The sequence below is a fragment of the Archangium sp. Cb G35 genome (assembly GCF_001896145.1).
Classification (GTDB): Bacteria; Myxococcota; Myxococcia; order Myxococcales; family Myxococcaceae; genus Archangium; species Archangium violaceum.
Genome location: NZ_MPOI01000014.1, coordinates 298,187 through 322,867, shown reverse-complemented (window position 1 = coordinate 322,867; position 24,681 = coordinate 298,187). Strand labels below are relative to the sequence as shown.

General features: G+C 70.4%; 25 protein-coding genes. 12 read left to right on the top strand and 13 right to left on the bottom strand.

The window, feature by feature from the left end:
• The first annotated feature begins 16 nt into the window (after window positions 1-16).
• From BO221_RS38150 to BO221_RS38130, 5 genes are all read left to right on the top strand, one after another.
• On the top strand, window positions 17-967 hold the full coding sequence (locus tag BO221_RS38150) for a fatty acid desaturase (protein ID WP_073565783.1): 951 nt from the start codon (window positions 17-19) through the stop codon (window positions 965-967).
• Entirely contained in the window at window positions 967-1,602 is a 636-nt protein-coding gene (locus BO221_RS38145; RefSeq protein WP_073565782.1) for a hypothetical protein, read from the top strand. The genes BO221_RS38150 and BO221_RS38145 overlap by 1 nt, the downstream gene beginning before the upstream one ends.
• A 69-nt stretch (window positions 1,603-1,671) precedes the next feature.
• Window positions 1,672-2,025, top strand: coding sequence for a hypothetical protein (locus BO221_RS38140; RefSeq protein WP_073565781.1), 354 nt, complete (start codon window positions 1,672-1,674; stop codon window positions 2,023-2,025).
• Between the two features lie 35 nt (window positions 2,026-2,060).
• Entirely contained in the window at window positions 2,061-3,728 is a 1,668-nt protein-coding gene (locus BO221_RS38135) for a hypothetical protein (RefSeq protein ID WP_073565780.1), read from the top strand.
• A gap of 237 nt (window positions 3,729-3,965) precedes the next feature.
• Complete coding sequence (locus BO221_RS38130) at window positions 3,966-5,534, top strand: S8 family peptidase (RefSeq protein ID WP_073565779.1); 1,569 nt, start codon at window positions 3,966-3,968, stop codon at window positions 5,532-5,534.
• Window positions 5,535-5,624: 90 nt separating this feature from the next.
• Here the strand turns inward: BO221_RS38130 and BO221_RS38125 are convergent, their stop codons facing one another.
• The 4 genes from BO221_RS38125 to BO221_RS38110 form a co-directional block, all read right to left on the bottom strand.
• Window positions 5,625-6,014, bottom strand: coding sequence for an STAS/SEC14 domain-containing protein (locus BO221_RS38125; protein ID WP_073565778.1), 390 nt, complete (start codon window positions 6,012-6,014; stop codon window positions 5,625-5,627).
• Between the two features lie 90 nt (window positions 6,015-6,104).
• Window positions 6,105-6,599 (bottom strand): CinA family protein, encoded by a 495-nt coding sequence (locus tag BO221_RS38120; protein ID WP_073565777.1) that lies wholly within the window; start codon window positions 6,597-6,599, stop codon window positions 6,105-6,107.
• Window positions 6,600-6,602: 3 nt separating this feature from the next.
• Complete coding sequence (locus BO221_RS38115; protein ID WP_073565776.1) at window positions 6,603-7,694, bottom strand: GRAS family protein; 1,092 nt, start codon at window positions 7,692-7,694, stop codon at window positions 6,603-6,605.
• A 109-nt stretch (window positions 7,695-7,803) separates the two neighbouring features.
• On the bottom strand, window positions 7,804-8,028 hold the full coding sequence (locus BO221_RS38110; RefSeq protein ID WP_083682028.1) for a DUF3185 family protein: 225 nt from the start codon (window positions 8,026-8,028) through the stop codon (window positions 7,804-7,806).
• 74 nt (window positions 8,029-8,102) lie between these two features.
• Here BO221_RS38110 and BO221_RS38105 point away from each other — a divergent pair, with 74 nt between their 5' ends.
• From BO221_RS38105 to BO221_RS38095, 3 genes are all read left to right on the top strand, one after another.
• Window positions 8,103-9,674 carry an AMP-binding protein gene (locus tag BO221_RS38105; RefSeq protein WP_073565775.1) on the top strand — a complete coding sequence of 524 codons (1,572 nt, stop codon included), beginning with the start codon at window positions 8,103-8,105 and terminating at the stop codon, window positions 9,672-9,674.
• Between the two features lie 94 nt (window positions 9,675-9,768).
• Complete coding sequence (locus BO221_RS38100; RefSeq protein ID WP_073565774.1) at window positions 9,769-11,298, top strand: ATPase domain-containing protein; 1,530 nt, start codon at window positions 9,769-9,771, stop codon at window positions 11,296-11,298.
• Window positions 11,295-11,651, top strand: coding sequence for a PleD family two-component system response regulator (locus tag BO221_RS38095; RefSeq protein ID WP_073565773.1), 357 nt, complete (start codon window positions 11,295-11,297; stop codon window positions 11,649-11,651). Before BO221_RS38100 ends, BO221_RS38095 begins: the two co-directional genes overlap by 4 nt.
• Before the next feature lie 24 nt (window positions 11,652-11,675).
• Here the strand turns inward: BO221_RS38095 and orn are convergent, their stop codons facing one another.
• The 3 genes from orn to BO221_RS54295 form a co-directional block, all read right to left on the bottom strand.
• On the bottom strand, window positions 11,676-12,239 hold the full coding sequence (gene orn, locus BO221_RS38090) for an oligoribonuclease (protein ID WP_073565772.1): 564 nt from the start codon (window positions 12,237-12,239) through the stop codon (window positions 11,676-11,678).
• Between the two features lie 85 nt (window positions 12,240-12,324).
• Window positions 12,325-12,999: a dienelactone hydrolase family protein gene (locus BO221_RS54300; protein WP_233166442.1), complete on the bottom strand. Its 675-nt coding sequence runs from the start codon at window positions 12,997-12,999 to the stop codon at window positions 12,325-12,327.
• Between the two features lie 19 nt (window positions 13,000-13,018).
• Entirely contained in the window at window positions 13,019-13,702 is a 684-nt protein-coding gene (locus tag BO221_RS54295; protein WP_073565770.1) for a phosphoribosyltransferase, read from the bottom strand.
• Window positions 13,703-13,895: 193 nt separating this feature from the next.
• Between BO221_RS54295 and BO221_RS38075 the strand changes: the two genes are divergently transcribed.
• On the top strand, window positions 13,896-14,816 hold the full coding sequence (locus BO221_RS38075) for a ribose-phosphate pyrophosphokinase (protein WP_073565769.1): 921 nt from the start codon (window positions 13,896-13,898) through the stop codon (window positions 14,814-14,816).
• Window positions 14,817-14,898: 82 nt separating this feature from the next.
• On the opposite strand, the gene BO221_RS38070 is transcribed toward BO221_RS38075, so the two are convergent.
• From BO221_RS38070 to BO221_RS56675, 3 genes are read right to left on the bottom strand one after another with little or no spacing between them, the layout of a single operon-like run.
• Window positions 14,899-16,449: an ATP-binding protein gene (locus tag BO221_RS38070; protein ID WP_073565768.1), complete on the bottom strand. Its 1,551-nt coding sequence runs from the start codon at window positions 16,447-16,449 to the stop codon at window positions 14,899-14,901.
• A gap of 52 nt (window positions 16,450-16,501) precedes the next feature.
• Window positions 16,502-16,975: a DUF1361 domain-containing protein gene (locus tag BO221_RS38065; RefSeq protein WP_233166441.1), complete on the bottom strand. Its 474-nt coding sequence runs from the start codon at window positions 16,973-16,975 to the stop codon at window positions 16,502-16,504.
• Window positions 16,912-17,196, bottom strand: a complete 285-nt coding sequence (locus BO221_RS56675; RefSeq protein ID WP_233166440.1) for a hypothetical protein — start codon at window positions 17,194-17,196, stop codon at window positions 16,912-16,914. The genes BO221_RS38065 and BO221_RS56675 overlap by 64 nt, the downstream gene beginning before the upstream one ends.
• Before the next feature lie 189 nt (window positions 17,197-17,385).
• Between BO221_RS56675 and BO221_RS38060 the strand changes: the two genes are divergently transcribed.
• Window positions 17,386-18,135 (top strand): enoyl-CoA hydratase, encoded by a 750-nt coding sequence (locus BO221_RS38060; RefSeq protein WP_073565767.1) that lies wholly within the window; start codon window positions 17,386-17,388, stop codon window positions 18,133-18,135.
• A 16-nt stretch (window positions 18,136-18,151) separates the two neighbouring features.
• On the opposite strand, the gene BO221_RS54290 is transcribed toward BO221_RS38060, so the two are convergent.
• Both BO221_RS54290 and BO221_RS38055 read right to left on the bottom strand, forming a co-directional pair.
• Window positions 18,152-18,379 carry a hypothetical protein gene (locus BO221_RS54290; RefSeq protein ID WP_143195923.1) on the bottom strand — a complete coding sequence of 76 codons (228 nt, stop codon included), beginning with the start codon at window positions 18,377-18,379 and terminating at the stop codon, window positions 18,152-18,154.
• 160 nt (window positions 18,380-18,539) lie between these two features.
• On the bottom strand, window positions 18,540-21,275 hold the full coding sequence (locus tag BO221_RS38055; RefSeq protein WP_369865932.1) for a M1 family metallopeptidase: 2,736 nt from the start codon (window positions 21,273-21,275) through the stop codon (window positions 18,540-18,542).
• A gap of 104 nt (window positions 21,276-21,379) precedes the next feature.
• Here BO221_RS38055 and BO221_RS38050 point away from each other — a divergent pair, with 104 nt between their 5' ends.
• The gene (locus BO221_RS38050; protein WP_073565765.1) at window positions 21,380-22,369 is read left to right on the top strand and encodes a lysophospholipid acyltransferase family protein; all 990 of its coding nucleotides are present in this window, start codon (window positions 21,380-21,382) and stop codon (window positions 22,367-22,369) included.
• A 13-nt stretch (window positions 22,370-22,382) separates the two neighbouring features.
• The gene (locus BO221_RS38045) at window positions 22,383-23,054 is read left to right on the top strand and encodes a metallophosphoesterase (RefSeq protein ID WP_073565764.1); all 672 of its coding nucleotides are present in this window, start codon (window positions 22,383-22,385) and stop codon (window positions 23,052-23,054) included.
• A gap of 84 nt (window positions 23,055-23,138) precedes the next feature.
• Here the strand turns inward: BO221_RS38045 and BO221_RS38040 are convergent, their stop codons facing one another.
• Window positions 23,139-24,443, bottom strand: a complete 1,305-nt coding sequence (locus BO221_RS38040) for a universal stress protein (protein ID WP_073565763.1) — start codon at window positions 24,441-24,443, stop codon at window positions 23,139-23,141.
• Window positions 24,444-24,681 lie beyond the last annotated feature (238 nt).

Genomic DNA, 24,681 nt, shown 5'->3' with positions numbered 1-24,681 from the left:
CATCACGTCGATTCTCATGCTCCCCTCCTCGTGCGCGCCCCCCACCGCGGACTCCGGGCACATCCCGCTTCGTGCTCCCGTCCCCCCTGAGCTTCTCGGCCGCGCCACCGTGCCGGAACTGCTGCGCCTCGCCTTCACCCAGTGGGTGTGGATCTTCCTGTGCTGGGTGTGCATGGCGCGGGCGCCCGCCCTGACTCCCCTGTTCGCGCTGCTCATCGCCGGCCGGCTGCATGCGCTCGGCGTCGTGCTCCATGACGCCATCCACCTGCCCTGGCGCCACAAGGGCCCCGCCCTCCGGCTGTTGGAGCTGCTCGCCGGCCTCCCCGTCGCCAACACCATGGAGGCCATGCGCTACCACCACCTGCGTCACCACCGCGACGCGGGCCTCCCCTCGGACCCCTACCGGCGTCCTCCCGCGAGCCCCTGGCGCCAGTTCGTCGTGTGGCTGCGCATCTGCCCCATCCTCCCCTTCTGGGTGCTGCGCGGTCCCTTCGGGCTTCTCGCCTGGCTCATCCCCACGCTGCGCACCCCGTACGCGCGGCTCTTCCTCCAGGATCGCTCCGGCGAGGATCTCACCCACGACGCCGAGGTGCTCGACTGCGCCCGCGCGGAGACAGCCCAGGTCCTCTTCCACCTCGCGGTGCTCGCCGCCGCCCTGCGCTGGCCCTCGGTGGTGGGCCCCGGTTACGGACTGCCCTTCCTGCTGGCCTCGGGCCTGTGCGCGTGGCGGCTGCTCGCCGAACACACACCCCGTACCGTGAACGGGCGCACCCTGCGTGATGTGCTCGCCTGCACCTCGGATCATGGACTCGGCTGGATGGGCCGGCTGCTCACCGCGCCGCTCCACGTGGGCTGCCACGTGGTGCACCACCTGCATCCCCAGGTGTCCCTGCACCACCTGCCCCGCCTTCGCGACTGGTACCTCCTGCGCTACCCTGACCTCTATCCCCCCCCGCGCCGTCCCTGATGCTCGCCCCCCTCACCCGCGTCCTCATCCTCGCCCTGCTGGGGTTGTCCGCCCTGCTCGGCTTCGTCTTCTGGCGCAGGCAGAACGTCCAGGCGGCCCGCGGCGGCCGCATCTCCCCGCCCAAGCTCGCCTGGCTCTTCTACGCCATCTTCCTCTGGTTCCTCCTCTGCCCCATCGTGGCGCTCGACTCCTCCGTGCACCCGGACCTGCGCCTGGTGCTCGGCGGCTTCGGCGCCTTCATGTGGCTGCGCGGCGTGGCCGAGCTCTACATGCTCTACGTCTCCCACAACTGGCGGCCCCCGTACGGCATCGGCCATGACGTGCTGTGCATCTTCCAGCTGCTCGGCGGCCTCTCCTGGTACCAGCTCCGCCGCGACGGCCCGCCCTCGCCCCTGGACGTGTGGACCCTGTCGCTCATCGCCCTCGTGCTGGTGAGCCTCATCGTCGAGGTGCTGTACGCCACGCTCTTCTTCCACGCCGTCGCGGGACACACCACCGGCGAGGACGGCATCTGGTTCGCCGACGAGGCGCAGGCCCGCTTCCGCCGCATCAACCGCATCACCCTGGCCTGCAACATTCCGCTGTACGCGGGACTCGGTGGACTGCTCGCGGTGGCCCTCGGATTCGCGGTATAGGCAGCGTCCCGCTTCCTCCCAGGCCGGTGCAAGGAAGCGCGAACACACCCATCCGGGGGGAACACCACCATGACGCTCAAGACGCTCGCTTCCGCAGCCACCCTTCTGCTTGCCCTCTCGCCGCTCACCATCGCCTCGGCGCAGTCCGCCACCGAGAGCGTCTTCCTCTTCGAGACGCTGGACAGCTACGAGATCAAGAGCCTGAACTGGCTCAAGATCACCGGCATCGTGAGCGGCGAGGCGACGCCCCGCACCGTCGAAGTCAATGCTGGCGTCTCCGAAAGCTACAGCCAGTACCTGCGCGCGTGTGAGCGCATGGCGCTCATGGCCATGAGCAAGCCGGGCCAGTACTACTTCGAGCTGCGGCACGCCACCTACTACTCGTCGCCCCAGGTCACCGGCTGCAAGCTCGTGCGCCGCTAACGCGCTTCCCCTGAACGGACAGACGGAGGGAAGACATGACGCGATGGATATGGCTGGCGCTCGCGCTGGCGCTTGGGAGTGCGCAGCTCGGCTGTGATGAAGAGTTGCCCCCCGTGGCCTCGAAACAGGACAGCGACTTCGACGGAGTTTCGGACGCGGCGGACTGCGCGCCCCAGGACCCCGCGCGCTGGCGGACCGTGAGCGGCACCGTCTACCTCGACGGAGACCGGGACGGGCACTTCTCCGCCACCCCGGCCGGCAACTGTCTCGGTCCGGATTCGGTGGCCTCCGCGCAGCGCCCGGGCACGGACTGCGATGACACGAACGCGAGCATCTGGCGCATCGTCGAGTTGTACGCGGACAAGGATTGGGACGGATACGGGGGTGGAGAGACCGAGCCGCGCTGCATCGGCAACGCGCCGCCCGCGGGCTACTCCGAGACCGACCAGGATTGCGCGCCCACGGACCCCACGCGCCACCGGTTGATGACCTACTTCTACCGGGACGCGGACGGAGATGGCGCCTCCGTCTTCGGCGAGGGCCAGGTGTGCGCCGGCTCGCTGCTCCCCGATGGCTACTCCACCAGCGCCGGCTCCGGCTTCGACTGTGACGACACCCGCGCCGACCTGTGGCTGGGGATCGGCCTGTACCGGGACGTGGACGGGGACGGCGTGGGCAGCGGACCCCAGGAGACGCGCTGCCTGGGTGGCACCACGGAACCCGGCTACGCCTCGCGCTCGGGCGACTGCGCCCCCGAGGACAGGACGCGCTGGACGCAGGCGCGCTACTCCTGGCGCGACGCGGATGGAGACGGCGCCTGGGTGGCCGAGCCGGGAGAGTTGTGCATCGCCTCCACCCTGCCGCCCGGCTACTCCGCCTCGTGGCCCTCCTCCATCGACTGCGATGACACCCGGGCCTCGGTGAGCGTCTCGTGGACCCTCTACCCGGACACGGACGGGGATGGGGTGGGCGCCGGCACCAGCCAGACCCTGTGCGCGGGCACCACCCGGCCCGCCGGCTACGCGGACACCAGCACCGACTGCGCTCCCGGCGACGGCACGCGCTGGCAGACCCTCACCTACCAGTACCGCGATGCCGACGGGGACACCTTCACCGTGGCCTCCAGCGGCTCCCTCTGCCACGGCGGCACCACCCTGCCCGCGGGCTACGCGAACACGGCCAAGGGGAACGACTGCGACGACACGCGCGCGAGCGTGTACCAGCTCCTCCAGGGCTACCCGGACGAGGACGCGGATGGTGTGGGCGCCGGCAGCGCCTCCACCTTCTGCACGAGCAGCACCCTGCCCACGGGCCACTCCGCCCAGGGCACCGACTGCGCTCCCAGCGACGCGAGCCGCTGGCGGAGCCTCTCCTTCCAGTACGTGGACGCCGACGGCGATGGCCGCACCGTCCCCTCCAAGGGCTCCGTGTGCACGGGCAGCACCCTCCCCCCTCCCTACGCCACCACGGCCACCGGCAACGACTGCGATGACGCCAACCCCGCCCTCTTCCTCTGGCGCGTCCTCTACCCGGACAGGGATGGGGATGGTGTGGGTGCCCCTCCTCGCGCCGTCCTGTGCCTCGATGACGGACCCGTTCCCCCCGGTTACTCCATCTACGGGTTTGATCCGGACGACTCCAGGCCGGGCGTGTGGGACGTCCCCGAGGATCCCGAGACAGAAGTCCTGCTTCTCGGCGGGTGAGGGAACCGCTTACTCGCTGAGAAAAGAAAACCGCGACTTCACCGTCCTGTTTCCGTTCCAGAGAATATCTGCTAATACTGCATTTAACGCAAAATTCTAGGAACCCGGTAGCCTGCCACTGTGCGTCAAACGAGCATGGCAGGCTAGCGACGTGACGGTGACGGGGAGGTTACGGGCCCCCCACCCGTAACGCACCGTCATGGCCGTATCTCCCCTTCACCCCTGGAAGGACGGAAGATGAAGGTCTCGTTTCTCAAGAATCGCGTAACCCGCACGTGGATGATGGGCTTGTGCCTGCTGGCGGCGCCCGCCGCCCAGGCCACCAGCGTCAGGGTGCTGGATCCGCGGTTGCCCACCGTGAAGCCCACCAGTCCCGAGTTGGAGCCGGAGACGCCGGTGCAGCGTCTGGTGGTGAAGTTCCACGAGGGCACCCGGGTGCGCGTGCGCGGTGGCGTGCTGCAGGTGCTGTCCGGTGAGCGCAACCCGGACGAGCGGGGGCGCATGGCGCGCCACGGGCTCTCCGAGCTCAAGGTGTACGTGGACCTGCTGGCCGCGCTGAGGGTGTTCGTGGACGTGCCGCGCATGGGCCCGCCCGGACGCCTCTTCCGTCAGGACGAGCTCACGCTGGCCGAGCGCAAGCGTCTGGCCGAGGAGCGCAGCGGCAAGGAGATGGCGGACCTGGATCTGTACTTCGAGGTGCCGCTGAAGCCGGGGACGCTCGCCGCGGACGTGAACGGGCTGGTGATGCGGCTCAACGCGCTCGATAGCGTGGAGATCGCCTACGCCGAGGCGGCGACGGAGCCGGCGTGGTTCGGCCTCGAGGTGTCCGGCCAGGCCGGGGCCATGAGCGTGGGCTACGAGGGCCTGCAGGGCTACCTGGACGCGGCTCCGGGAGGCATTGACGCGCGCTACGCCTGGACGGTGCCGGGGGGCACGGGCACGGGCGTGAAGATCGTCGACGTGGAGGGCGCCTGGAACGGCGCGCACGAGGATCTCCCGAACTTCTTCCACGTGGGGGGTGTGCAGTACAACGACCTCGGCTGGCGCAACCACGGCACGGCGGCGATGGGGGTGATGGTGGGGCAGAACAACGGCTACGGCGTCACGGGCATCGCGCACGGGGCGCAGGTGGGCCACGAGGGCATCGCCGGGCAGAGCATCGCGAGCGCCATCACGCGCGCGGCGTTGGCGGTGGGCAAGGGCGGCGTGGTGCTGCTGCAGTTGCAGGCGAAGGGGCCGCGCAGCACGCAGGACTGCACGTGCAACACGAGCCAGTGCGATGAGGTGCCGCTGGAGTACTGGCGGGCCAACTTCGACGCCATCGCGCAGGCCACGGCCAGTGGCGTGCACGTGGTGGAGGCGGCTGGCAACGGCAGCGTGAACCTGGACTCGCCGACGTACCGCGGTGCGTTCGATCGCTCGGTGCGGGACTCGGGTGCCATCATGGTGGCGGCGGGCACGGCGGGCACGCATGCGCCCATGTGCTGGACCAACCACGGCAGCCGCGTGGATGTGCACGCCTGGGGCGAGAAGGTCGTGACGCTGGGTTACGGAGACCTGTCCAGCGCGGGCGAGAACCAGTCGTACACGGGCACCTTCAGCGGGACGTCCAGCGCGGCGCCGATCGTGGTGGGCGCGGTGGCCAACCTGCAGGGCATCGCGAACGCCACCGGCAAGGGTCCGCTGGAGCCACGCGCCCTGCGTGCGCTGCTGCGCGCCACCGGCACGCCGCAGGCCTCCAGCACGAAGCAGATCGGCCCCATGCCCAATCTGCGCCAGGCCATTCCCCAGCTGCTCGCGAAGTAGACACTTCGGGCGGACGGTGAAGTGAGAACGGAGTCCCGGAGCACCGGGGCTCCGTTTTCGTTTCCGGGGTGGAGCGCGCGGACAGCGGACCTACGCGGAGAGGGCTTCCTCGTCTCCGTGGATGAGCCAGCGCCGTGCCGACTGATCGTCCGTGAAGCGGCGGAGGATCTTGTCCGTCCCGCTCTCGCGCGCCACCCGGTTGAGCTGCAACGCGGCCATCTGGCTCTCCACCATCTCCGCCACCCGCTTCACGCCATTCTGGATGCCGAACTGCTGCACGTCCCGCAGCATCTCCGCCACCGGCGGCGCGGAGGGGCGGAAGGTGCGCATGTCCGCCTTGATTCCAATGTCCCGCCCGGCCAGCGACAGCGTGGCGGCACTCAACTCCTCGACGAACCTCGTCATCTCCTCCGGGCGGATGAACCCATCCAGGACGAGCTCGATGATGCAGTTCTGCTTGTCGACGTCGATCCGATACACGTCCGCTCTCCTTCGTGAGAGCTGAAGAGGAGTCGAGCCTAACATTCCTCCCCTGGCAGGAGAGGTCCCCCCTCCCACCATGTCGGGTAGTCAGCTTCTCTCCAGGAGGGTGAGCAACAGCTCCAACCCTCGCGCCGCCGCCGCCCGGCGGATCGTCTTCCGATCCCCCGTGAAGACGTGGCGCTCACACACGTGCGTCCCATCCCGCCGCGTCACCGCGAGGTACACGAGCCCCACCGGTTTCGCCTCCGAGCCACCCGATGGACCCGCGATGCCCGTCTCCGCGAACGCCAGCGTGGCGTGCGAGCGGGCCAGCGCCCCCTGTGCGAGCGCCAGCGCGACCTGCTCGCTGACCGCGCCGTGGGCCACCATCAACTCCACCGGCACGCCGAGCTGCTCCGTCTTCGCCTCGTTCGAGTACGGAACGAAGCCGCGCTCCACCACCGCCGACGCCCCGGAGATATCCGTGAGGCTCGCCGACACGAGTCCTCCCGTACTGGCCTCCGCCAGCGCCAGCCGCTCACCCGCGCGCCGGCAGGCCTCCAGCACCCGTCGTGCCCGCTCCTCCAACGAGGGCTCCTCCATGGATCAGCAGCTCGCTTCCGGGGTGGCACACAGGACCGTCACCAACGTCTCCTCCTTGTAGCCCACGCCCACATATCCCGGCCCCAGGCGGATGTGCACCGCCGGGTGCGGGAAGGACCAGCCTCCCTCGAGCCGGCTGGCCGGTGCTGGACGAAAGCCCGCCGTCCTCAACCGGTGGCTCCACGTCTCCACCCGCTCGTGCCGCTCGTACCGCTGCGAGTCGTCCACCGCGCCGAGGATGTCCTCGAACTCCCGGCCGAAGAACAGCTTGATGCCGTTGCGCTCGCGCTCGGGCAGGCCCAGCGCGTCCACCAGCTCGAAGTTGTGCGAGAAGTGGTGCCACGCATTGTGAAAGCGCTCGGACAGTGAATCGGTGGCGTGGTCCGAGTTCGGCTCGACCAGCACCACGGCGGCGGGCTCCACGGTGCGCAACCGGTGGAAGAGCTCCTGCCGGTCCACCCCCGCGGCCATATGGTGCATGGCGAAAGCCGCGTGCACCAGCCTCGGCCCGGGCATGTCGCGCAGCAGGGCCCAGTCCTCCTCGTCGAGCGCCTCGATGACCTTGGGAATGCCCAGGAAGCGCAAGGCAATCCCCATCTCCCCGGCGAGCGCCGTGAGGGACGTCTCCGCCTGACGCAGGCTCCGCGGGTCCGGCTCCACGCCCACCACGGTGAGCCGCCGCAACGGGGTGCCCATCTCCGCCAGCCGGCGCAGCAACGCCGCCTCCTGCCGTCCCGTGCCCAGGCCCACGTCGATGAGCGTGGCGTCCTCGTGGCCCTCGAGCAGCCCACACAGCAGGTCATTGGCGATCCGTCCCGCCATGCCCACCATGGGGAGCCGCTCGGCCACCAGGTTGAAGAGGGAGATTTGGGGCAACTCGAAGCGCCGCAGGTAGAGGTTCATCTGCTGCGCCTCGCCCACGCCCACGCGCCGGGCGAGCGCCGCGGCGAAGAGGAAGTACTGCATGTCCTCGGGCACCCCATCCACGTCCAGCCGCCGGGTGAGTGCCCCCAGGGAGCGCCGGGCCGCGGCCGACTGGCCCGTCCGCAGCTCCTCCAGGGCCCGCGTGAGCAACGCGTATTTCTCCGCTCGCATGTCCGTTCCCTCCAGCCCCTCGGGATGGGAGTCCAGAGGGAATTGAATTCAAGGGGACCGATTGGATCCCCAGCGGGAGGGAAGGAGCGGAAGTTGGGACGGAGGTGCGCTAGCGGCGGCGCTTGCCGCGTCCACCTCCGAAGGCGATGAGCAGCACGCCGCCCACCACGCCTGCGGCGCCGAGCACCAGGTCCCGCTGCGTGCGCTCGGAATATCTACCGGTGAACGTCTCCATGGCGCGCTCCGACAGCGAGCCGCTGGCGCGGTAGGCGGTCACCAGGAAGACGGTACCGGCGACGACGAGCATGAATCCCAGGATTCGGGCAATCCCCACGGCGTTTCCCCTCGAAAGTGTTGAGCCACGCAGGTTAGTGCGGAATGGGCCCCTCGGGGGTAGCTTCCGCGCCCATGGCGACCTCCCTCCTCGAGCTCTTCCTCACCCGCGCCCGTCAGGCTCCCGGACGGCCCGTCCTGGACTTCGAGCAGCAGCGCTTCACCGCCGGACAGCTCGCCGGACACGTCACCGCCTTCGCCAGTGCCCTCCAGCGCCGCGGGCTGAAGCCCGGCGAGCGCGTGGCCCTCTTCCTGGAGAACAGCCCCGCCTTCGTCATCGCCTACCTGGGCACGCAGTACGCCGGGGGCGTCGTCGTCCTCGTCAACACCCAGTACCGGCAGGTGGAGCTCGGCCACATCCTCTCCGATGCCGGCGCACGCGTCTGTGTCACCGGGGCCGCCGGGGCCGAGGAGCTCGCCCCGCTGAAGGCCCAACTGCCCGCGCTGGAGTGGCTCGTCACCGTGGAGACACCGGACGGGCCCCTGCCATGGCCCGACGTGGGCTTCGACGCGCTCCTCGCCGAGGGCGACACCCACGCCTCCCTCCCCATGCCCCGGGGCGAGCATCTCGCCGTGCTCGGCTACACCTCCGGCACCACCGGCCGCTCCAAGGGCGCCATGCTGCTGCACCGCAACCTGCTCGCCAACGTGCGCGCCGTCACCGAGGCCTGGCGCTGGACGGAGAACGACAGGCTCCTGCTCACCCTCCCGCTCTTCCATACCCACGGCCTCATGGTGGGCCTGCACGGCACCCTCTACTCCGGCGGCAGCGTGGACCTGCGCCGCCGCTTCGCCGCCCCCGAGGTCCTCTCCGCCCTCCAGGAAGACGCATCCCTCACCCTGTTCTTCGGCGTGCCCACCATGTACGGCCGGCTCGTCGAGGAGGCCCGCCGCACCGGGCTCCGTCCCCGTCCCCTCCGGCTGCTCGTCTCCGGCTCGGCCCCGCTCAGCCCCCAGCTCTTCCACGACGTGGCGGAGACGTTCGGCCAGCGCATCCTCGAGCGCTACGGGATGACGGAAACCATCATGAACACCACCAACCCCTACGAGGGCGAGCGCCGTCCCGGCACCGTGGGCATGCCCTACCCGGGCCAGGAGGCACGCGTGGTGGACGTGCGCACCCGCCAGCCGCTGCCGGACGGCGAGACGGGGGAAATCGAGGTCCGCGGCCCCCACGTCTTCGCCGGCTACTGGCAGCGCCCGGACGCCACCGCCGAGTCCTTCGACGCCGAGGGCTGGTTCCGCACCGGGGACCTCGGCATGCGGGACGGGGACGGCTACTTCCATATTACCGGCCGCGCGCGCGAGCTCATCATCAGCGGCGGCTTCAACGTGTACCCGCGCGAGGTGGAGGAGGTGCTCGCCACCCACCCGGGCGTCGCCGAGGTGGCGGTGCTCGGCCTGCCGGACCCGGACTTCGGCGAGCAGGTGGTGGCCGTCGTCGTCCCGCGCTCGCCCCCGCCCTCGGCCCAGGCGCTGGCCGACTTCTGCAAGGACCGGCTCGCCAGCTTCAAGAAGCCCCGCCGCGTCGAGTTCGTGGACGCCCTGCCCCGCAATGCGCTCGGCAAGGTGCAGAAGCACCTGCTGCGCGAGCACCTCCAGACACACGCCGCCCCTTCGAGCGTTCAGAAACCAACAGAGCCGTGAGCGTTCGGACACATGCGGACACTCGCAGCGGAATTCTCCTCGGGACGTATGCGGGGCCAGTAGTGTCCACTTGGCGAGAGAGGAGACGGGGAGCGTGAACGAAGCAGAGCAGCCCGAGGAGACCACGCGCCGGGTGCGGACCGGGTCCACCGGTCTGGACACCCTGCTCAGGGGTGGGTGGCTCCACGGTGGCACCTATATGGTCACCGGGGCGCCCGGGACGGGGAAGACCATCCTGGGCAACCAGCTCTGCTTCTCGCACGTGGCCAACGGCGGGCGGGCCGTGTTCGTCACCATGCTGTCCGAGTCCCATGGGCGCATGACGGAGCACCTGCGCCGCATGCGCTTCTTCCAGCGGGACGTCATCGGCCAGTCGCTGCACTACGTGAGCGGCTACGCCACGCTGAAGTCCGAGGGGCTCGAGGGGCTGGCGAAGCTGCTCTACCGCTCGGTGCGCGAGCACGAGGCCACGGTGCTGGTGGTGGACGGACTGCTGGCGGCGCAGGAGAGCGCCGGCTCGGTGCTGGCCTTCCGCGAGTTCCTCCATGGCCTGGGCGTGCACAACGCGCTGGCCGGCTGCACCACCCTGGTGCTCACCAACCGGCAGGAGAACGCGGCGGATCCGCAGTTCGCCATGGTGGATGGGGTGGTGGTGCTCGAGCTGCAGCAGCGGGGACTCCGGGCGGTGCGCACCGTGGAGGTGACGAAGCTGCGCGGCGAGGCCCAGCTGCTCGGCCGGCACACCTTCGACATCACCGAGCGGGGGCTGAACATCTACCCTCGCCTGGAGAGCCTCCACCGCCACCCGCCCCAGGAGAAGCTGGACCTGGAGCGGCGGCAGGGCTTCGGCCTGGCGCGGCTGGACGAGATGATGCAGGGCGGGGTGCGTCCCCACTGCTCCACGCTGCTGCTGGGCTCGCCGGGCAGTGGCAAGACGCTGATGGGGCTGCACTTCCTGGAGTGCGGCGCGCGCCAGGGCGAGCCCGGCCTCTATTTCGGCTTCATGGAGACGGCCCCCCGGCTGCTGGCGAAGGCCGACGGCGTGGGACTGCCCCTGCGGCCGGCGGTGGACTCGGGCCGGGTGGTGCTGGAGACGCGGGCGGCGGTGGAGTCGCTTCCGGACGCGCTGGCGCACGAGCTGCTGGGCCTGGTGGAGCGCCACCGCATCCAACGGCTCGTCCTCGACGGCCTGGAGCCGCTCCTGCAGGAGCCGCTAGAGCCCAACCGGGCCCCGGACTTCCTCACCGCGCTGCTCAACGTGCTGCGCTCCCGGGGGGTCACCACGATGATGACCCAGCAGACCCAGGTGCTCTTCGGGCCCCGGCTGGAGGCGAAGGTGGAGGGCGTGGAAGGCATCGTCGACAACATCGTGTTCCTCCGGTATGTGGAGTTCCGCTCCCAGCTGTACCGGATGCTGTCCATCCTCAAGATGCGCGAGAGTGACTACCAACCCGCTCTGCGCGAATTCTCCATCTCGACTCGGGGCATCGACGTGGCCGAGACCTTCGAGAGCGCCGAGGCCATCCTCACCGGATTGGCCCGTCCGCTGAATGTGAAGACCAAGCGCTCCCGCCCCAAGAAGGCGGTGCGTCGCCTGCCCTCCCGGAAGCGGAGCCGCTCATGAGCAAGCTCCTCATCGTGGACGACGAGGTGGCCATCCTGGAGGCCCTCACGGACATCCTCTCCGTGGAGGGGTACGAGGTGTCCACCGCCGCCAACGGGGCCGAGGGACTCGACCACGTGCGCAAGGACCGCCCGGACCTCATCCTGCTGGATTTGATGATGCCCGTGATGGACGGCCAGGAGATGCTGCGCCGGCTCAAGGAGGACCCGGAGCTGCGCCACACCCCCGTGGTGGTGATGAGCGCCGGGCGCGTCTCCAAGTCGGAGCTGCAGGGCAGCCGCTTCCTCGCCAAGCCCTTCGAGCTCGATGACCTGCTGGACACCGTGGCCGCCGAGCTGAACAAGGGGCACTGAGAGGCGCCCCCCTCTTCCCCTGGCCTATCCCTGCCCCGTGGCCGCGCGGAACAGGTGCGTGCGGTAGTGCGTCAGCTCGGCGATGCTCGCGCGCAGGTCCGCCAGCGCCGTGTGCCCCGACGACGTCTTCCTCAGCGGCACCATGTCCGGGAACCACGCGTTGCCCAGCACCTTGATGCTCGTCACGTCCACCTGCCGGTAGTGCAGGTAGCGGTCCAGCATCGGCATGTACTTCACCAGGAAGCGCCGGTCCGTGTGGATGGAGTTGCCACAGAGGATGCCCTCGTTCATCCCACAGTGCTGCATCACCAGCCCCGTGATTTCCCGCTCGGCCACCCGCAGCGACGTCGTCGACTCGCGCACCTTCTTCAGCAGCCCGTTGCGCGTGTGCATGTCCTTCACCACCGGCTCCATCCGCCCCAGCACCTCGTCCGGCTGCCAGATGACCCGCTCCATCTCCGCCTTCGGCACCAGGTCCGGCCCCGTGATGATGACGCCAATCTCGATGATGGCCGATTCGTCGGGGTCCAGTCCGGTCATCTCCAGATCGAGCCAGACGAAACACAAGGGATATGTCGGTGCGGGCATGGGAGGCGCAGTCTAACCCGCGGATTCCAGAACGGGGACGGATACCCTCACCCCGTCCCTCTCCCGGCGGGCGAGGGGTGGATGGTCAGGGCCTCGTCTCGACCTCCAGTGCCGCGCCGAGGAAGCGCGTGAACCAGCCCGCCGCCAGCGCCGCCACCCGCTCCAGTGCCCCCCGCTCCTCGAACAGGTGCGTCGCCCCCGGAATCACCTCCAGCGCCTTCGGCGCCAGCATCCGCTCCAGCGCCCGCTGGTTCAGGTCCAGCACGATGTCGTCCGCCCCGCCCACGATGAGCAGCGTCGGCGCCATCACCCGCTGCAGCGCGCCCCCCGCCAGGTCCGCCCTCCCTCCCCTCGACACCACCGCGCCGATCGCCTCCGGCTTCTCCGCCGCCGCCACCAGCGCCGCCGCCGCCCCCGTGCTCGAACCGAAGTAGCCCACCCGCAGCCGGCTCAACTCCGGATTCGCGAACACCCAGTCCGTCACCTGCCCCAACCGCCTCGCCAGGAAGTCGATGTCGAAGCGCAGCGCCGCCGTCACGTCGTCCTCCGCCTCCTCGTCCTCCGTCAGCAGATCGAACAGCAGCGTCCCCAGCCCCGCCGTCCTCAACGTGTACGCCACGTACCGGTTGCGCGGACTGTGCCGGCTGCTCCCGCTGCCGTGCGCGAAGATGACCAGTCCCTGTGCCCCCTCCGGCACCGCGAGCGTCCCGCCGAGCACCACCCCGCCCGCCCGCACCTCGACTTCCCGTTCCACCGCCATGTCGCTCCTCCTCTGCCGCTCAGACCCACCACGCATCCCCGGCGTTCATCGCCGACTCGGGGCCCTGCTGCTTCCTCATCCGCCCCAGCACCGCCTGCACCTCCTCGTCGGAGGTCTGCCGGAAGTCGTCGTAGTACTCGCCCACCGAGCTCATGAACTCGGCCGGGTGCACGCACACCACGCCGTCCACCTCGGGGCGCAGCGAGTCCAGCGACTCCACCGCCCCCACCGGCACCGCGAGCACGATTGCGCGCGGCCGCCGCGTCCTCAGCGCCCGGATGGCCGCCCGCACCGTCCCGCCCGTGGCCACGCCGTCATCCACCAGGATGACCGTGCGGCCCGCGATGTCCGGCGCGGGATGCGGTCCCCGGAACCGGGCGATGCGGGCCATCACCTCCTGGGACTCCCGCTCGGCCGTCTGCATCACCTCCGTCTCGGAGAAGCCCAGCGAGCGCATCATCTCCCGGTCCAGGAAGAGTGCTCCCCCCTCGGCCACCGCCCCCAGTCCCAGCTCCGGCTGCCCCGGCGCGCCCACCTTGCGCACCACCCACACGTCCAACGGCGCCCCCAGCTTCCGGGCCACCTCGTACGCCACCGGAAGTCCGCCTCGCGGCAGGCCGAGCACCAGGGGAGAGTGGGCCCCATACTCCGTCAGCAGGTCCGCCAACTGCCGGCCCGCATCCGTCCTGTCTCGAAAGCGCATGGGTCCTCCTGGGGGCGAGGGTCTCCCTCTAGGAGAAGCACGGCGCGCGCCATTGGCTCCCGACGCGCCTCCGAGGGCCGGGCCGCCTTCTCGGCACGGGTGCGCGAATCCCGCGACCATGCCCACCTGGAATGAGGGATGATGGCCACGACCCGCCCGGGCCAGCCCGGCCCCGCGGGCTTCGGAGGGGACCATGGAGCTGACCGTCTTCAGCGGCACCGCCAACCGCCCCCTGGGCGAGGCACTCGCCTGGGCGCTCGGAAGTCCCCTCGGTGACTGCAAGCTCGAGCGCTTCCCGGATGGCGAGCTGCACGTGGAGCTCGGCGAGGACGTGCGCGGGCGCAACGTGGTCATCATCCAACCCACCGTGCCGCCCGTGGGGGAGAACCTGCTGGAGTTGCTGCTGATGGCGGACGCGTGCTGGCGCGCGGGCGCCGCGCGGCTCATGGCGGTGCTGCCCTACTTCGGTTACGCGCGGCAGGACCGGCGCGCGAGCCCCAGCGAGGCCCTCGGCGGCAAGCTGGTGGCGGACCTGCTGGTGCGCGGGCGCTTCGACCGGCTGATGGCGGTGAACCTCCACACGCCTTCGCTGGAGGGGTGCTTCACCGTGCCGCTGGAGCACCTCGACGCGGGCACGATGCTGGCCGAGGCCGCGCGCCCCTACGCGGGCCCGGGCGCGGTGGTGGTGTCCCCGGACCTGGGCGCGGTGAAGCTGGCCGAGCGGTATGCGCGGCAACTCGGGCTGCCAATGGCCATCGTCCACAAGAGCCGGGTGAGCGGCTCCGAGGTGAACGTGCAGGGCCTGGTGGGCGAGGTGCGCGGACTGCGGCCCATCATCGTGGATGACCTCATCTCCACCGCGGGCACCATCGCGGCGACGGCGGAGACGCTTCACAAGGAGGGCTGTGCCGACGACATCACCGTGGTGGCCACGCACGCGCTGCTGGTGGGCCCCGCGGTGGAGCGGCTGAGCAAGGTGCCCATCCACCGCCTCATCTCCACCGACAGCGTGGTGCCGCCCAAGGGGCTGCCCTTCCAGCACGAGGTGGTGAGCCTCGCTCCGCTGCTCGCCGACGCCATCTGCCGCGTCACGGCCCACGTGCGCCCGCGCTGACGGAGGGAGACCTCCCGGGCGCGCTCTTCAGCAACTTGTCCAACTGTTGGACAAGTTGGCGCCGCTCGTCACCGGAGGGTGCTCAGGCGCGCAGCAGCGTGACCCGGCGGCCCGTCGGCGTCGTGGCGGGGGTGGCTCGGGTGCGCTCGGCGATGGGCGGCTGACCACTCCTCCGGTCGAAGATGACGAGCCATCCGCTGTCGAGTCCCAATCCCCCCAGATAACCGTCGAGCTGAGCCAGCCCGTCCTCCAGCGGGTCCTTCTCGCCTTCTCGCCACACCTTCAGCTCCAGGGCCAGGGTGTCCGGCCCGTAGCGCAGGCACAGGTCCATGCGCCCCGTGCCAATGGCGTACTCGCGCTCCAGCGTGCCTCCTCCATTGGCCACCCGGTGCAGGAAGGCCATGAGCACCAGATGAGGCGCGATCTCGTGGTAGGGCGCGGTGCCCAGCAAGGGTTGGCCGTGCTGTCTCCAGAACGCCAGGAACGCCTCCATGAGGCGCTCCATGTCGAGCCGGCCATCGGCCCGCAGCCACGTGGCGGGCAGTGGGGGGAGAGACGCGAAAGCCGTGTTCGCCAGCACCCTCGGGATGATCTCCCGGTAGAGCGGGTTGGCGACCTCCAGGCCCCCCGTCCGCGCCATGCGCACCAGTCCCAGGTCCTGGGCGAAGCGCAGGTCATCCTCGGGCACGTTGCCCAGGGCGAGGCCCGCGAGAATGGGCTCGAGGATGCGCCGCACGCGCGATTCACGCAGGCGCTCGGCGAGACTGTCCAGGTGGGTGTCCTGACGCCGGAGGAGGATCTCCTTGGCGGCGTCCACATGGGCGGCGGTGAGCACCTGACTCCGGTCGGGCACCAACTGCTCCACCATCTGCCGGGCCAGGGCGTTGACCAGCCATGGCTGGCCTTGCGTCCAATAGAAGGCCCGGTCGATGGACTCGGCAAGGAACACCTGTCCGGTGTCGTCCGTGTGCTGTTGGTACAGCTCGGCGACTTCGTCGCGCGTGAAGTTGCGCAGGGTGAGCGACTCGACCTTGATGTTGAAGGGACTGGAGGTCCCCAGGTGGCCGCGGTCACCGGAGGTCACCTTGTAGTCACGCACATCACGCAGGCCGCACAGGACGACGGAGGTGGGAAAGGCGGTGGGGCGGTCGGGGAAACCTGCGCGCAATTGACGCAATACACTCAGGAGACTCTGGCCTCGGAGGGCGTCGATCTCGTCGAAGAACAGCACCAGGGGCCGGGGGCAGACACGAGCCCAAGCAGCGAGGGCGGTCCCCAGGAGCGCGCTGTCAGGTGCGTCGGGGAACGGAGGCGGACACAACTCCGTAGGCAGATGGAGTTCGGCACTGCGGCGGATGCGCGAGAGAATGGCTCGCTGAGCCTCGGCCAGATCGTCGCCAGCCACCTCACCCTCTTCGCAGGAGAAATGAAGCGCGGCGTAACGTCCAGAGGCGGTGAGTTCTTCAGCCAGGGCTCGCAGCGCCGTCGTCTTGCCCACCTGCCGGGGAGCATGGAGAACGAAGTAGCTCTCCTGGTCGATCAGGGGGAGCACTTCGGGCAGGCGCCGCAGAGCCGGAAGCATGTAGTTGCGGTCCGCGCGGCAAGGACCAGCGGTGTTGAACCAGCGAGGCATGGGGTGAAGGTAACACCTTCCCGCCGCATGCCTCTCCCAGACATCGAGTCGCTCACGCGCTCGCCCGCTCCGTCCGGCGCCGCTGCACCAGTGTCTCGAACACGAGATACGACAGCAGCACCAGCGCCGCGAACACCACCGTCGTCCACACCAGCCACCGGTACTCCAGCGGCTCGCTCATGTGCCCCAACACCGCCTCCATCAGCGAGCCGGGCCGGTTCAGCACGTTCCAGCTGTTCCACCGCTCGAAGCGCCCCAGGTAGATGCCGTAGCCGCACAACACCGACGCCGCCAGCACCCCTCCCCACGCCGCCACCCGCCCCCACCGCTCCTCCAACAGCCGCTTCCACACCTCCAGCGACAACAGCCCCAACAGCCACCCCGTCGCCGCGAAGCTCGCCAGCATCGCCGCGTCGAACCACAGCGGCACTCCCGGCCTCGGCTTCAGGTGGATGAAGTCCGTCAGCAGGTACGGCGCGTTCGGGAACGCCAGCAGCCACGCCCTCCCAACGGCAGCAGGTTCCACCCCCTCGCCCACCCTCGCGCCTGCAGCAGCCTCGCCACCAGGGCAATCCCGTACGGCACCCACGCCAGGAACAGGTTCCACACCAGGAAGATGAAGCTCTTCCTCCCACTCCACTCCAACCGCAGGTGGAGCATCACCACCGCCACCGCGCTGCTCAGCAGCACCGGCAACAATCCGTGATGGCACAGGAGGGACAGCACTCGGGAGCGGGAGGTCGTCATGGGATTCACCAGGGTGTGGCCCCGAGGCCACGGGCAGGTCCAGCCCCTCGCGCCCCCGGCTGACACGAAGGCACGGCAACCGTGGCCACTCGGAGACAGCTCGTCACTTGGGCGGGGCTGGAAGGCATCCACCCGGCGGACAGAGCAAGCCCCGGGCCATTCCCCCGGCCTCCGGTTAATCTCCCCTCCATGTCCGATACGTTGCTCACCCACCTCGAAGCCGGAATCCTCTCCCTCACCTTCAACCGGCCCCAGAAGAAGAACGCCTTCACCGGCGAGATGTACGAGGCCGCCGCCCGCGCCCTCGTCGAGGCCGATTCCAATGACGCCGTACGCGTGGTGGTGCTCACCGGCTCGGGCGGCGCCTTCACCGCCGGCAACGACTTGAAGGACTTCCTCGAGCACCCCCCCACCGGCGAGGACAGCCCCGTCTTCCGCTTCCTGCGCGCCCTCGCCCACTTCTCGCGCCCCGTGGTGGCCGGCGTGGACGGCGTCGCCGTGGGCATCGGCACCACCCTGCTGCTCCACTGTGACTACGTCGCCGCCTCCGAGCGCGCCGTCTTCAGCATGCCCTTCGTCAACCTCGGCCTCAGCCCCGAGGGCGCCTCCAGCGTGCTGCTGCCCCGCGCCGCCGGCCTGGCGCTCGCCTCCGAGCTGCTCATGTTCGGCGAGCCCTTCGACGCGCCCACCGCCCTGCGCGCCGGCATCATCAATCAGGTGGTACCCGAGGCCAGCCTCGCCGAGACGGTCCAGAAGCGCGCCGCCGCGCTCGCCGCCAAACCCGTCGAGTCCCTGCGCCTCACCAAACGCCTGCTGCGCGAGCCCCTGCGCGCCACCGTGGACGACGCCCTCTCCCGCGAGGGCGCACTCTTCGTCCAACGGCTCGGCTCCGCCGAGGCCCGCGAGGCCTTCAACGCCTTCCTGTCCAAGAAGAAGTAGCCGGCGCCCGGGGGGCCTACGCCGCCCCCTCCAGCAGCGCCGCCTCGCCCCGCAGCCGCTCGGCCGTCAGCTTCAGCCTCCGCACCACCCGCCCCATGTCCGCCGGCGACACCGGCGGCCACACTCGCGGTGGAGTCCTCGGCAGGCTGGGTCGCTGTGGACCCTCCCCTGACGTCGTCTCTTCCGAGGGGGATGACTGGGGAACCACCAGGGGAGACAGGCCGTCGTCCGTCGCCTGCGCCATCGTCGCCTCCAAGGGGGGGAACCTCCACTCCGGAAACGTGACTCCGGGTGAAGAGGCTAGGCACCCCCTCTTGGAGCGTCAAGGCAGCCGGGCTCTGGCTGGAGAATCTGTTTTCCATCCAAAGCCCGGAAAGCCCTGAGTGTCCTGGGGACGACAGGATTCAGCGGCCGGGACGCGCCGGCACCTTCTTCGGCGAGGCGAGGAAGGACTCGACGCTAGAGCCCTGCGCCGCCTTGAAGGCGATGCACAGGTCCATCCTCTCCAACGCCTGCGCCAGCGAGCGGGTTCCACCCGGGGCGCGCTCCATGCGCTCGGTGAGGAAGGCGGCGGCCTCCTGGCGGTGCACCGGATCGCAGTATGCGGAGAACGCCCACACCAGCGCCCCCAGCCGCTCCTCCGGCATCCGCGCGGCGAGCGCGTCGTAGTTCTCCTTCACGAAGGCGGAGGCCACGTCCCGCGAGCGCACGTCCTGGCCCGCGGCGAAGAGCAGCCACGCCACCTCGCGCATGTCCACCGACGGGTCCAACAGCAGCTTCAGGTTCTCGCCCACCAGCGCGGGGTCCCGGAAGCCCGCCAGCGCGCTCACCAGGTGCTCGCGCTTGCGGCGATCCTTCTCCGAGCGCATGGCCGTCATCACCTGGCCATGCAGCGCGGCGTCCCCATGCGCCGAGGCGATGCCCAGCGCGGTGCGCAGCAGCTCCGGAGAAGCCGTCTTGCCGTCCGCCAGCCACTGCTGCGTCACCTGCTTCGCCTCGGCCACCAGCCGCGGGTCTCCTCCCTGCCTGCCCGCGAGCTCCAGCAGCACGGGCCGCAAGAGGCGCGTGTCCTCGTCCTCCCTGGCGCGCGGGGTGAAGCCGAGCGCCCGGGCCCGCGCCCCATACGTGTCCCGCAGGAAGCGGGCCCGGTCCGGCTGGCGCGCGTCCGACAACAGCGAGGGCCTGAGAATGGCCAGCAGATCCAACGACGCCTGGAACACCTGACGGTCCTGCTCCCCGGCCAGCCCCGGCAACAGGCCGAGCGCGTCCGAGGCCGGCATCGCCCCGGCGTTCACCAGCGCCTGCACGTCACCGATGAGGGCCACGCGCTCGGCGCGCGAGAGGTGGCGGCTCTCGGTGGACATCAGCCGGCCCAGCATCTGCGTGTCCAGGGCGGAGCGGTAGTAACCCGCGCCGTCCGCGTTGGGCATCACCCAGGTGGGGCACGTCTTCGCCTCGGGCAGGGGAAGCTCGGCGGACTCGCCCTGGAGCACCGTGCAGGCGCGGCCGGACACCTTGCCCGAGCCGTAGCGCACGCACAGGGGCACCTTCCACTCCTGCTTGGCGTCGCCCGCGGAGCCCAGCGGCAGGAAGCGGCTCTGCGACAGCCTCAACACCGGCACCTTGCCGGTGCAATCCAGCCGCGTGGTGACGAGCGGCGCGCCGCCCTGGTCCAGGAAGGAGCCCAGCACCCCGGATACGTCCTGGCCCGCCTCGGCCGAGAGCGAGTCGAGGAAGTCCTTCGCGGTGGCGTTGCCGTGGGCGTGGGCGCGCAGGTGACGCTGCACCCCGCGCTGGAAGACGTCCCGGCCCAGCCAGCCCTCCACCATGGTCAGCACCGCCGCGCCCTTGCCGTAGGTGATGCCATCGAAGGCGCCGAGGATGTCATCCGGCCGCTGGATGGGCTGACGGATGCGGCGCGCCGTCACCAGGCTGTCCGTGCTCAGCGCGAAGGAGCGGCCGCGCACCCGCTCGATGGGAGCGTCCCACGTGGGCTGGGCGGACTCGAGCATGCGCGGCTCCGCCCAGGTGGCGAAGGACTCGTTGAGCCACAGGTCGTCCCACCACGCCATCGTCACCAGGTCGCCGAACCACTGGTGCGCCAGCTCGTGCATCTGCGTGTCGTAGAAGCCGCGCTGCCGGCTCAGGGAGTCCTCGGCGGGCTTGGAGAGGATCAGCCCCGAGTTGAACGTCACCAGGCCCGGGTGCTCCATGGCACCGCCGAACAGCGGCACCGCCAGCACGTCCAGCTTCTCGTACGGGAAGGGCATGCCGAAGTAGCCCTCGAGATGGGCCAGGATTTCGGGCGTCACCTTCGCGGCATAGGTGCCCTCCACGCTGCGGCCCTTCGGGGTGACGATGCGGGTGCGCACCGCCTTCTGCCCCGAGGGCGCCGCCTCGAGGAAGTCGAACGGGCCCACGCCAAAGGCGATGAGGTAGCTGGGCAGCGGCTGCGTCCGGGCGAAGCGGAAGGTGGTGCCCCCCGCGGCGCGAGGCTCCTCGTTCACCAGCGGGGTGTTGGTGACGGCCACGTTGCCCGCGGGCACGTGGAAGGTGAGCTGCCAGGGCACCTTGAAGCTCGGCTCGTCGAAGCACGGGAAGACACGCCGCGCCCCCACGGGCTCGAACTGGGTATAGGTGTACCAGGCCTCATCGTCCTTCGCGCGGAAGGCACCCGACGTCTCACGCTCGGAGAGCTGGCCCTCGTAGACGATGCGCAGGTGCGCGGCGCCGGGCTTCAGCGGACGCGACGGGACGAAGCCGAGGAAGTCCTCCTTGCCCTTCACCCACGTGAGGACCTCGGACGCACCGTCCACGGTGAGCGTCGCCTCGCGCACGGTGAGGTGACGGCCGTGGAGCCAGAGGGCGTCCGTGGCCTCCTTCACCTCCAGCTCCATGGCCACCACGCCCTGGAAGACGGGGGCCGCGGGGTCCACGGTGAGCTCCACCGTGTAACCGGTGGGGCGCACGTGGGTGGGCAGCCGCAAGGCAGGCGAGACGGGAGTGGGCCGGGTCGTGGCCACTACTTCCGGCGCGGGACTCGACGCGGAAGGAGGACTGGCCTCGGGAGTGGGAACGGGCTGGCGGGCACCACAAGCCGTCAGGGCGGCCAGGAGGGCGAACGACGCGCGTCGGGGCATTCTGGGCATGGCGCAGGGTCTAACCCAGGACGGGCAGGCAGGGTAGCGACGGGCAGTGGGAGCCCCCTTGCCTGCCACCCCACTTCCGGGTGGAGTGCGCCGCCGTGTCCTCCCCCGCTCCGTCCCCCCAGTCCCCGCCCCTTCCCCTTCCGCTCCCGCCCGCCCGGCTCGTCCAGGTGCTCGGAGAGCGCCCGTCTCCCGTGGTGGGGTGGCTCGCCAACCGGGTGATGGACGCGGTGTGCGCGCTGCCCGCCTCCTGGAAGGACGGACTCGCCCGCTTCGTGGGCTGGCTGGCGTTCACCCTCGGCATCCGCCTCCGCGTGGCCCTGGAGAACCTCACGCACGCCTACCCCGGCATGAGTGACGCGGAGCGGCGCCGGATAGCGCACGGCGCCTACGTCACCATGGCGCGCGTGGTGCTCGAGTCCATCGACAAGAAGGACCACGTGGACACCCACTGGGAGATTCCCGAGGTGAAGGGCGAGGCGTGGGAAGCGCTCCAGGCGAACATCGCCAGGAAGCAGGGCGCGCTGCTGGTGACGGCGCACTTCGGCAACTGGGAGCGCGCGGGGAAGATGCTGCTGCGGCGCGGCATTCCGCTCAACGCCCTGGTGCGCCCGCTGAAGGGCGCGCTCAACATGCGCATCGTGGACAACCGCATCGGCGCGGGCGCGGGGCTCATCTACCCCAAGGGCGCCATCGCCGAGGCCCAGGAGGCGGTGCAACTGGGCGAGACGGTGCTGATGCTGTTGGACCAGTCGCTGCCGGCGAAGGCGGCGGTATTCGTGCCCTTCTTCGGCCGGCCCGCGTCCACCACGCCGGCCATGGCGGTGGTGGCCCAGCGCACGGGCGCGCCGGTGTTCGTGGTGATGGGGATTCGCGACGAGAGCGGGCAGAAGCTGCGGCTGGAGGTGGAGGGGCCCATCACCGTGCCCGAGGGACTGGGCGAGCAGGACGCCATCACGGCGCACACGGCGGCGGTGACGGCGGTGTTGGAGAAGTACGTGCGGCGCTACCCGGACCAGTGGCTGTGGCTGCACCGGCGCTGGAAGGTGCAGCCGCCCGCGGAAGCCTCGTCAGCCCCCCAGGGTTGAATCCACGAGGACGATGACGCGGACCCTCTTCATCGGAGACGTGCACGGCTGCTCGGAGGAGCTCGACGCGCTGCTGCACGCGTGCGGCCACCGCCGGGGAGAGCGGGTGGTGCTGGTCGGAGATCTGGTGGCGAAGGGTCCGGACTCGGCAGGCGTGGTGCGCCGGGCGAGGGAGCACGGGTTTCTCGCGGTGCGCGGCAACCATGACGAGCACGTGCTGCGCTGGCACGCGGGGAAGATGCCCGCGAGCAAGAAGCTCAAGCGGGAGCACAAGCAGGTGCTGGACACGCTGGAGGACGAGGACTGGGCGTACCTCGAATCGCTGCCCGTGCACCGCCACTTCCCCGAGCTGAACGTGCGCGTGGTGCACGGCGGCCTGGTGCCCGGCGTGCCGATGGAGGAGCAGAAGCCGGAGCTGATGCTCAACCTGCGCAGCATCACGCCGGAGGGAGAGCCCTCGAAGAAGATGGACGCGGGCGTCCCGTGGGCGAGCCTGTGGAAGGGGCCGGAGCTCGTCATCTTCGGCCACGACGCGCTGCGAGGCGTGCAGCGCCACCCGTATGCCATTGGCCTGGACTCGGGCTGCGTGTACGGCCACGAGCTCACCGCCTACGTGCTGCCCGAGGCCCGCTTCTACTCGGTGAAGGCGAAGCGCGTGTACATGGACCTCGACGGGCCTCCGTGAGCGGCCTCCGGGCTCGCGGCCGGGCAACTTGTCCAACTGTTGGACAAGTTGGCGCCGTTCGCGCCCGGAAGGCGCCACCTGTCATCACCCCTCGGGCGGACGGACCACCAGCACGGGCCGGTCGGCGCGCGCCATGACCTCCTTGGCCACCGAGCCCATCAACGACTTCTTCATCAGCCCTCCACGCCCGTGGGTGCCCACGCACAGCACGTCCACGGACAGGCGCTCGGCGGCCTTGAGCAGCACCGTCGCCACGTCCTGACCCGACAGCACCTCCACCAGCACCTTGCGCCCCTGCGCATCCGCGTCCCGGGGCAGCAACTGATGCAGCCGCTGGCGCAAGTCCCGCTCCTGTTCAATGGCCTGCCGCGGGTTCTCCGCCACCGTCACCACGTGCACCGTGCCCCCGTTGGGCAACAGCGAGAAGGCGTACGGAATGGCCCGGTTCGCCGCGTCCGAGAAGTCCGTGGCCACCAGCACCGTGCTCAGCCCCGGAATCGGAGCCGCCGAGCCCTTCGCCGTCACCTCCACCGGCACGCTCGCCACCGACATCTTCGCCAGCCGCAGCGCGTGGTGCGACACGCTCCACAGCTTGCCCAGCGCGCGCCGCTGGTGCGAGCCCACCACCAGCAGGTCCACCTGCTCCTCCGCCGCCAGCGCCACCAGGTGGTCCGCGATGCGCCCCACCCCCGGCGCCAGCTTCAGCTTCGCCGGCGACTGCCCCATCGTCTCCAGCGGCGACACCAGCGAGCGCACCTCCTGCTCCAGCGCCCGCTGCAGCTCCGGCGTCACGTCCTGGAAGGACGGCGGCTGCGCCAACCCCATCCGCTGGTACTCCTCGTGCGGCCAGTAGATGCGCCCGGCCACCACCTCCACCGCACCGTACTTCCGCAGCCCCTGCAGCCAGTCCCGCGCCGCCTCGAAGGGCAGCGAGCGGTCCACCCCCAGCATCACCTTCAGCGGACGCGTCCCCTTCACCCACGCCTCGAAGGGCTCCGCCTCGCGCACCACCAGCAGCGGCACCGGCAGCGCCGTGGCCAGCCGGTCCACCGTGCCGCCCACCCCCAGGAAGGGCGAGGCGCTCGTCGGCCCCGCCGTCAACACCAGCCCCGCCCCCTTCTCCTGTGCGAAGCGCGCCAGCTCCTCGGCCGGCTCCCCCGTCAGCAACTGGTGGCTCACCCGCGCCCCCAGCTTCTCCAACCGCCGCACCTCGTCCTGCAGCGCCGACGCCGCCGTGTCCCGCAGCGTCTGCCCGAAGGCCCTCGCCAGGTCGCCCGGCAGCACGTGCACCAGGAAGAGGGGCTCGTCCAGCTTCCGCGCGAGCTCCGCCGCGGCCGTGGCCGCTCGCTGCGCGGCATCCGAGAAGTGGGTGGCACAAAGGATCGTCATGGCAGCTCCCGCACGGGCCTCTCGGCCCGGGTCTCAATGAATCGATTCACGTCCCGTGCCGGGCACTCTAGCCACCCACGCCTCCCGGGAGCGGGACAATTCGCGTCCTCGGGACCTGTAAATGCTGCGCACCCCGTGGAATCCACCGCAAAGCCTGCGTGCCCGCCCTCGGAGCGCACGGGCGGACAGCCCTGCCCCCCGGCTCGTGAGCCCCGCATCGCTACCTTCAGCAGAGAGG

Bases quoted from the DNA above. Each gene is read 5' to 3' on its own strand.
- BO221_RS38145 (WP_073565782.1), top strand. From the start codon at position 967: ATGCTCGCCCCCCTCACCCGCGTCCTCATCCTCGCCCTGCTGGGGTTG.
- BO221_RS38105 (WP_073565775.1), top strand. From the start codon at position 8,103: ATGGCGACCTCCCTCCTCGAGCTCTTCCTCACCCGCGCCCGTCAGGCT.
- BO221_RS38150 (WP_073565783.1), top strand. From the start codon at position 17: ATGCTCCCCTCCTCGTGCGCGCCCCCCACCGCGGACTCCGGGCACATC.
- BO221_RS54290 (WP_143195923.1), bottom strand. From the start codon at position 18,379: ATGGCGCAGGCGACGGACGACGGCCTGTCTCCCCTGGTGGTTCCCCAG.
- BO221_RS54300 (WP_233166442.1), bottom strand. From the start codon at position 12,999: ATGGCGGTGGAACGGGAAGTCGAGGTGCGGGCGGGCGGGGTGGTGCTC.
- BO221_RS38045 (WP_073565764.1), top strand. From the start codon at position 22,383: ATGACGCGGACCCTCTTCATCGGAGACGTGCACGGCTGCTCGGAGGAG.
- orn (WP_073565772.1), bottom strand. From the start codon at position 12,239: ATGCCCGCACCGACATATCCCTTGTGTTTCGTCTGGCTCGATCTGGAG.
- BO221_RS38140 (WP_073565781.1), top strand. From the start codon at position 1,672: ATGACGCTCAAGACGCTCGCTTCCGCAGCCACCCTTCTGCTTGCCCTC.
- BO221_RS38115 (WP_073565776.1), bottom strand. From the start codon at position 7,694: ATGCGAGCGGAGAAATACGCGTTGCTCACGCGGGCCCTGGAGGAGCTG.
- BO221_RS38095 (WP_073565773.1), top strand. From the start codon at position 11,295: ATGAGCAAGCTCCTCATCGTGGACGACGAGGTGGCCATCCTGGAGGCC.
- BO221_RS38075 (WP_073565769.1), top strand. From the start codon at position 13,896: ATGGAGCTGACCGTCTTCAGCGGCACCGCCAACCGCCCCCTGGGCGAG.
- BO221_RS38130 (WP_073565779.1), top strand. From the start codon at position 3,966: ATGAAGGTCTCGTTTCTCAAGAATCGCGTAACCCGCACGTGGATGATG.
- BO221_RS38070 (WP_073565768.1), bottom strand. From the start codon at position 16,449: ATGCCTCGCTGGTTCAACACCGCTGGTCCTTGCCGCGCGGACCGCAAC.
- BO221_RS38060 (WP_073565767.1), top strand. From the start codon at position 17,386: ATGTCCGATACGTTGCTCACCCACCTCGAAGCCGGAATCCTCTCCCTC.
- BO221_RS38040 (WP_073565763.1), bottom strand. From the start codon at position 24,443: ATGACGATCCTTTGTGCCACCCACTTCTCGGATGCCGCGCAGCGAGCG.
- BO221_RS38055 (WP_369865932.1), bottom strand. From the start codon at position 21,275: ATGCCCCGACGCGCGTCGTTCGCCCTCCTGGCCGCCCTGACGGCTTGT.
- BO221_RS54295 (WP_073565770.1), bottom strand. From the start codon at position 13,702: ATGCGCTTTCGAGACAGGACGGATGCGGGCCGGCAGTTGGCGGACCTG.
- BO221_RS38135 (WP_073565780.1), top strand. From the start codon at position 2,061: ATGACGCGATGGATATGGCTGGCGCTCGCGCTGGCGCTTGGGAGTGCG.
- BO221_RS38120 (WP_073565777.1), bottom strand. From the start codon at position 6,599: ATGGAGGAGCCCTCGTTGGAGGAGCGGGCACGACGGGTGCTGGAGGCC.
- BO221_RS56675 (WP_233166440.1), bottom strand. From the start codon at position 17,196: ATGACGACCTCCCGCTCCCGAGTGCTGTCCCTCCTGTGCCATCACGGA.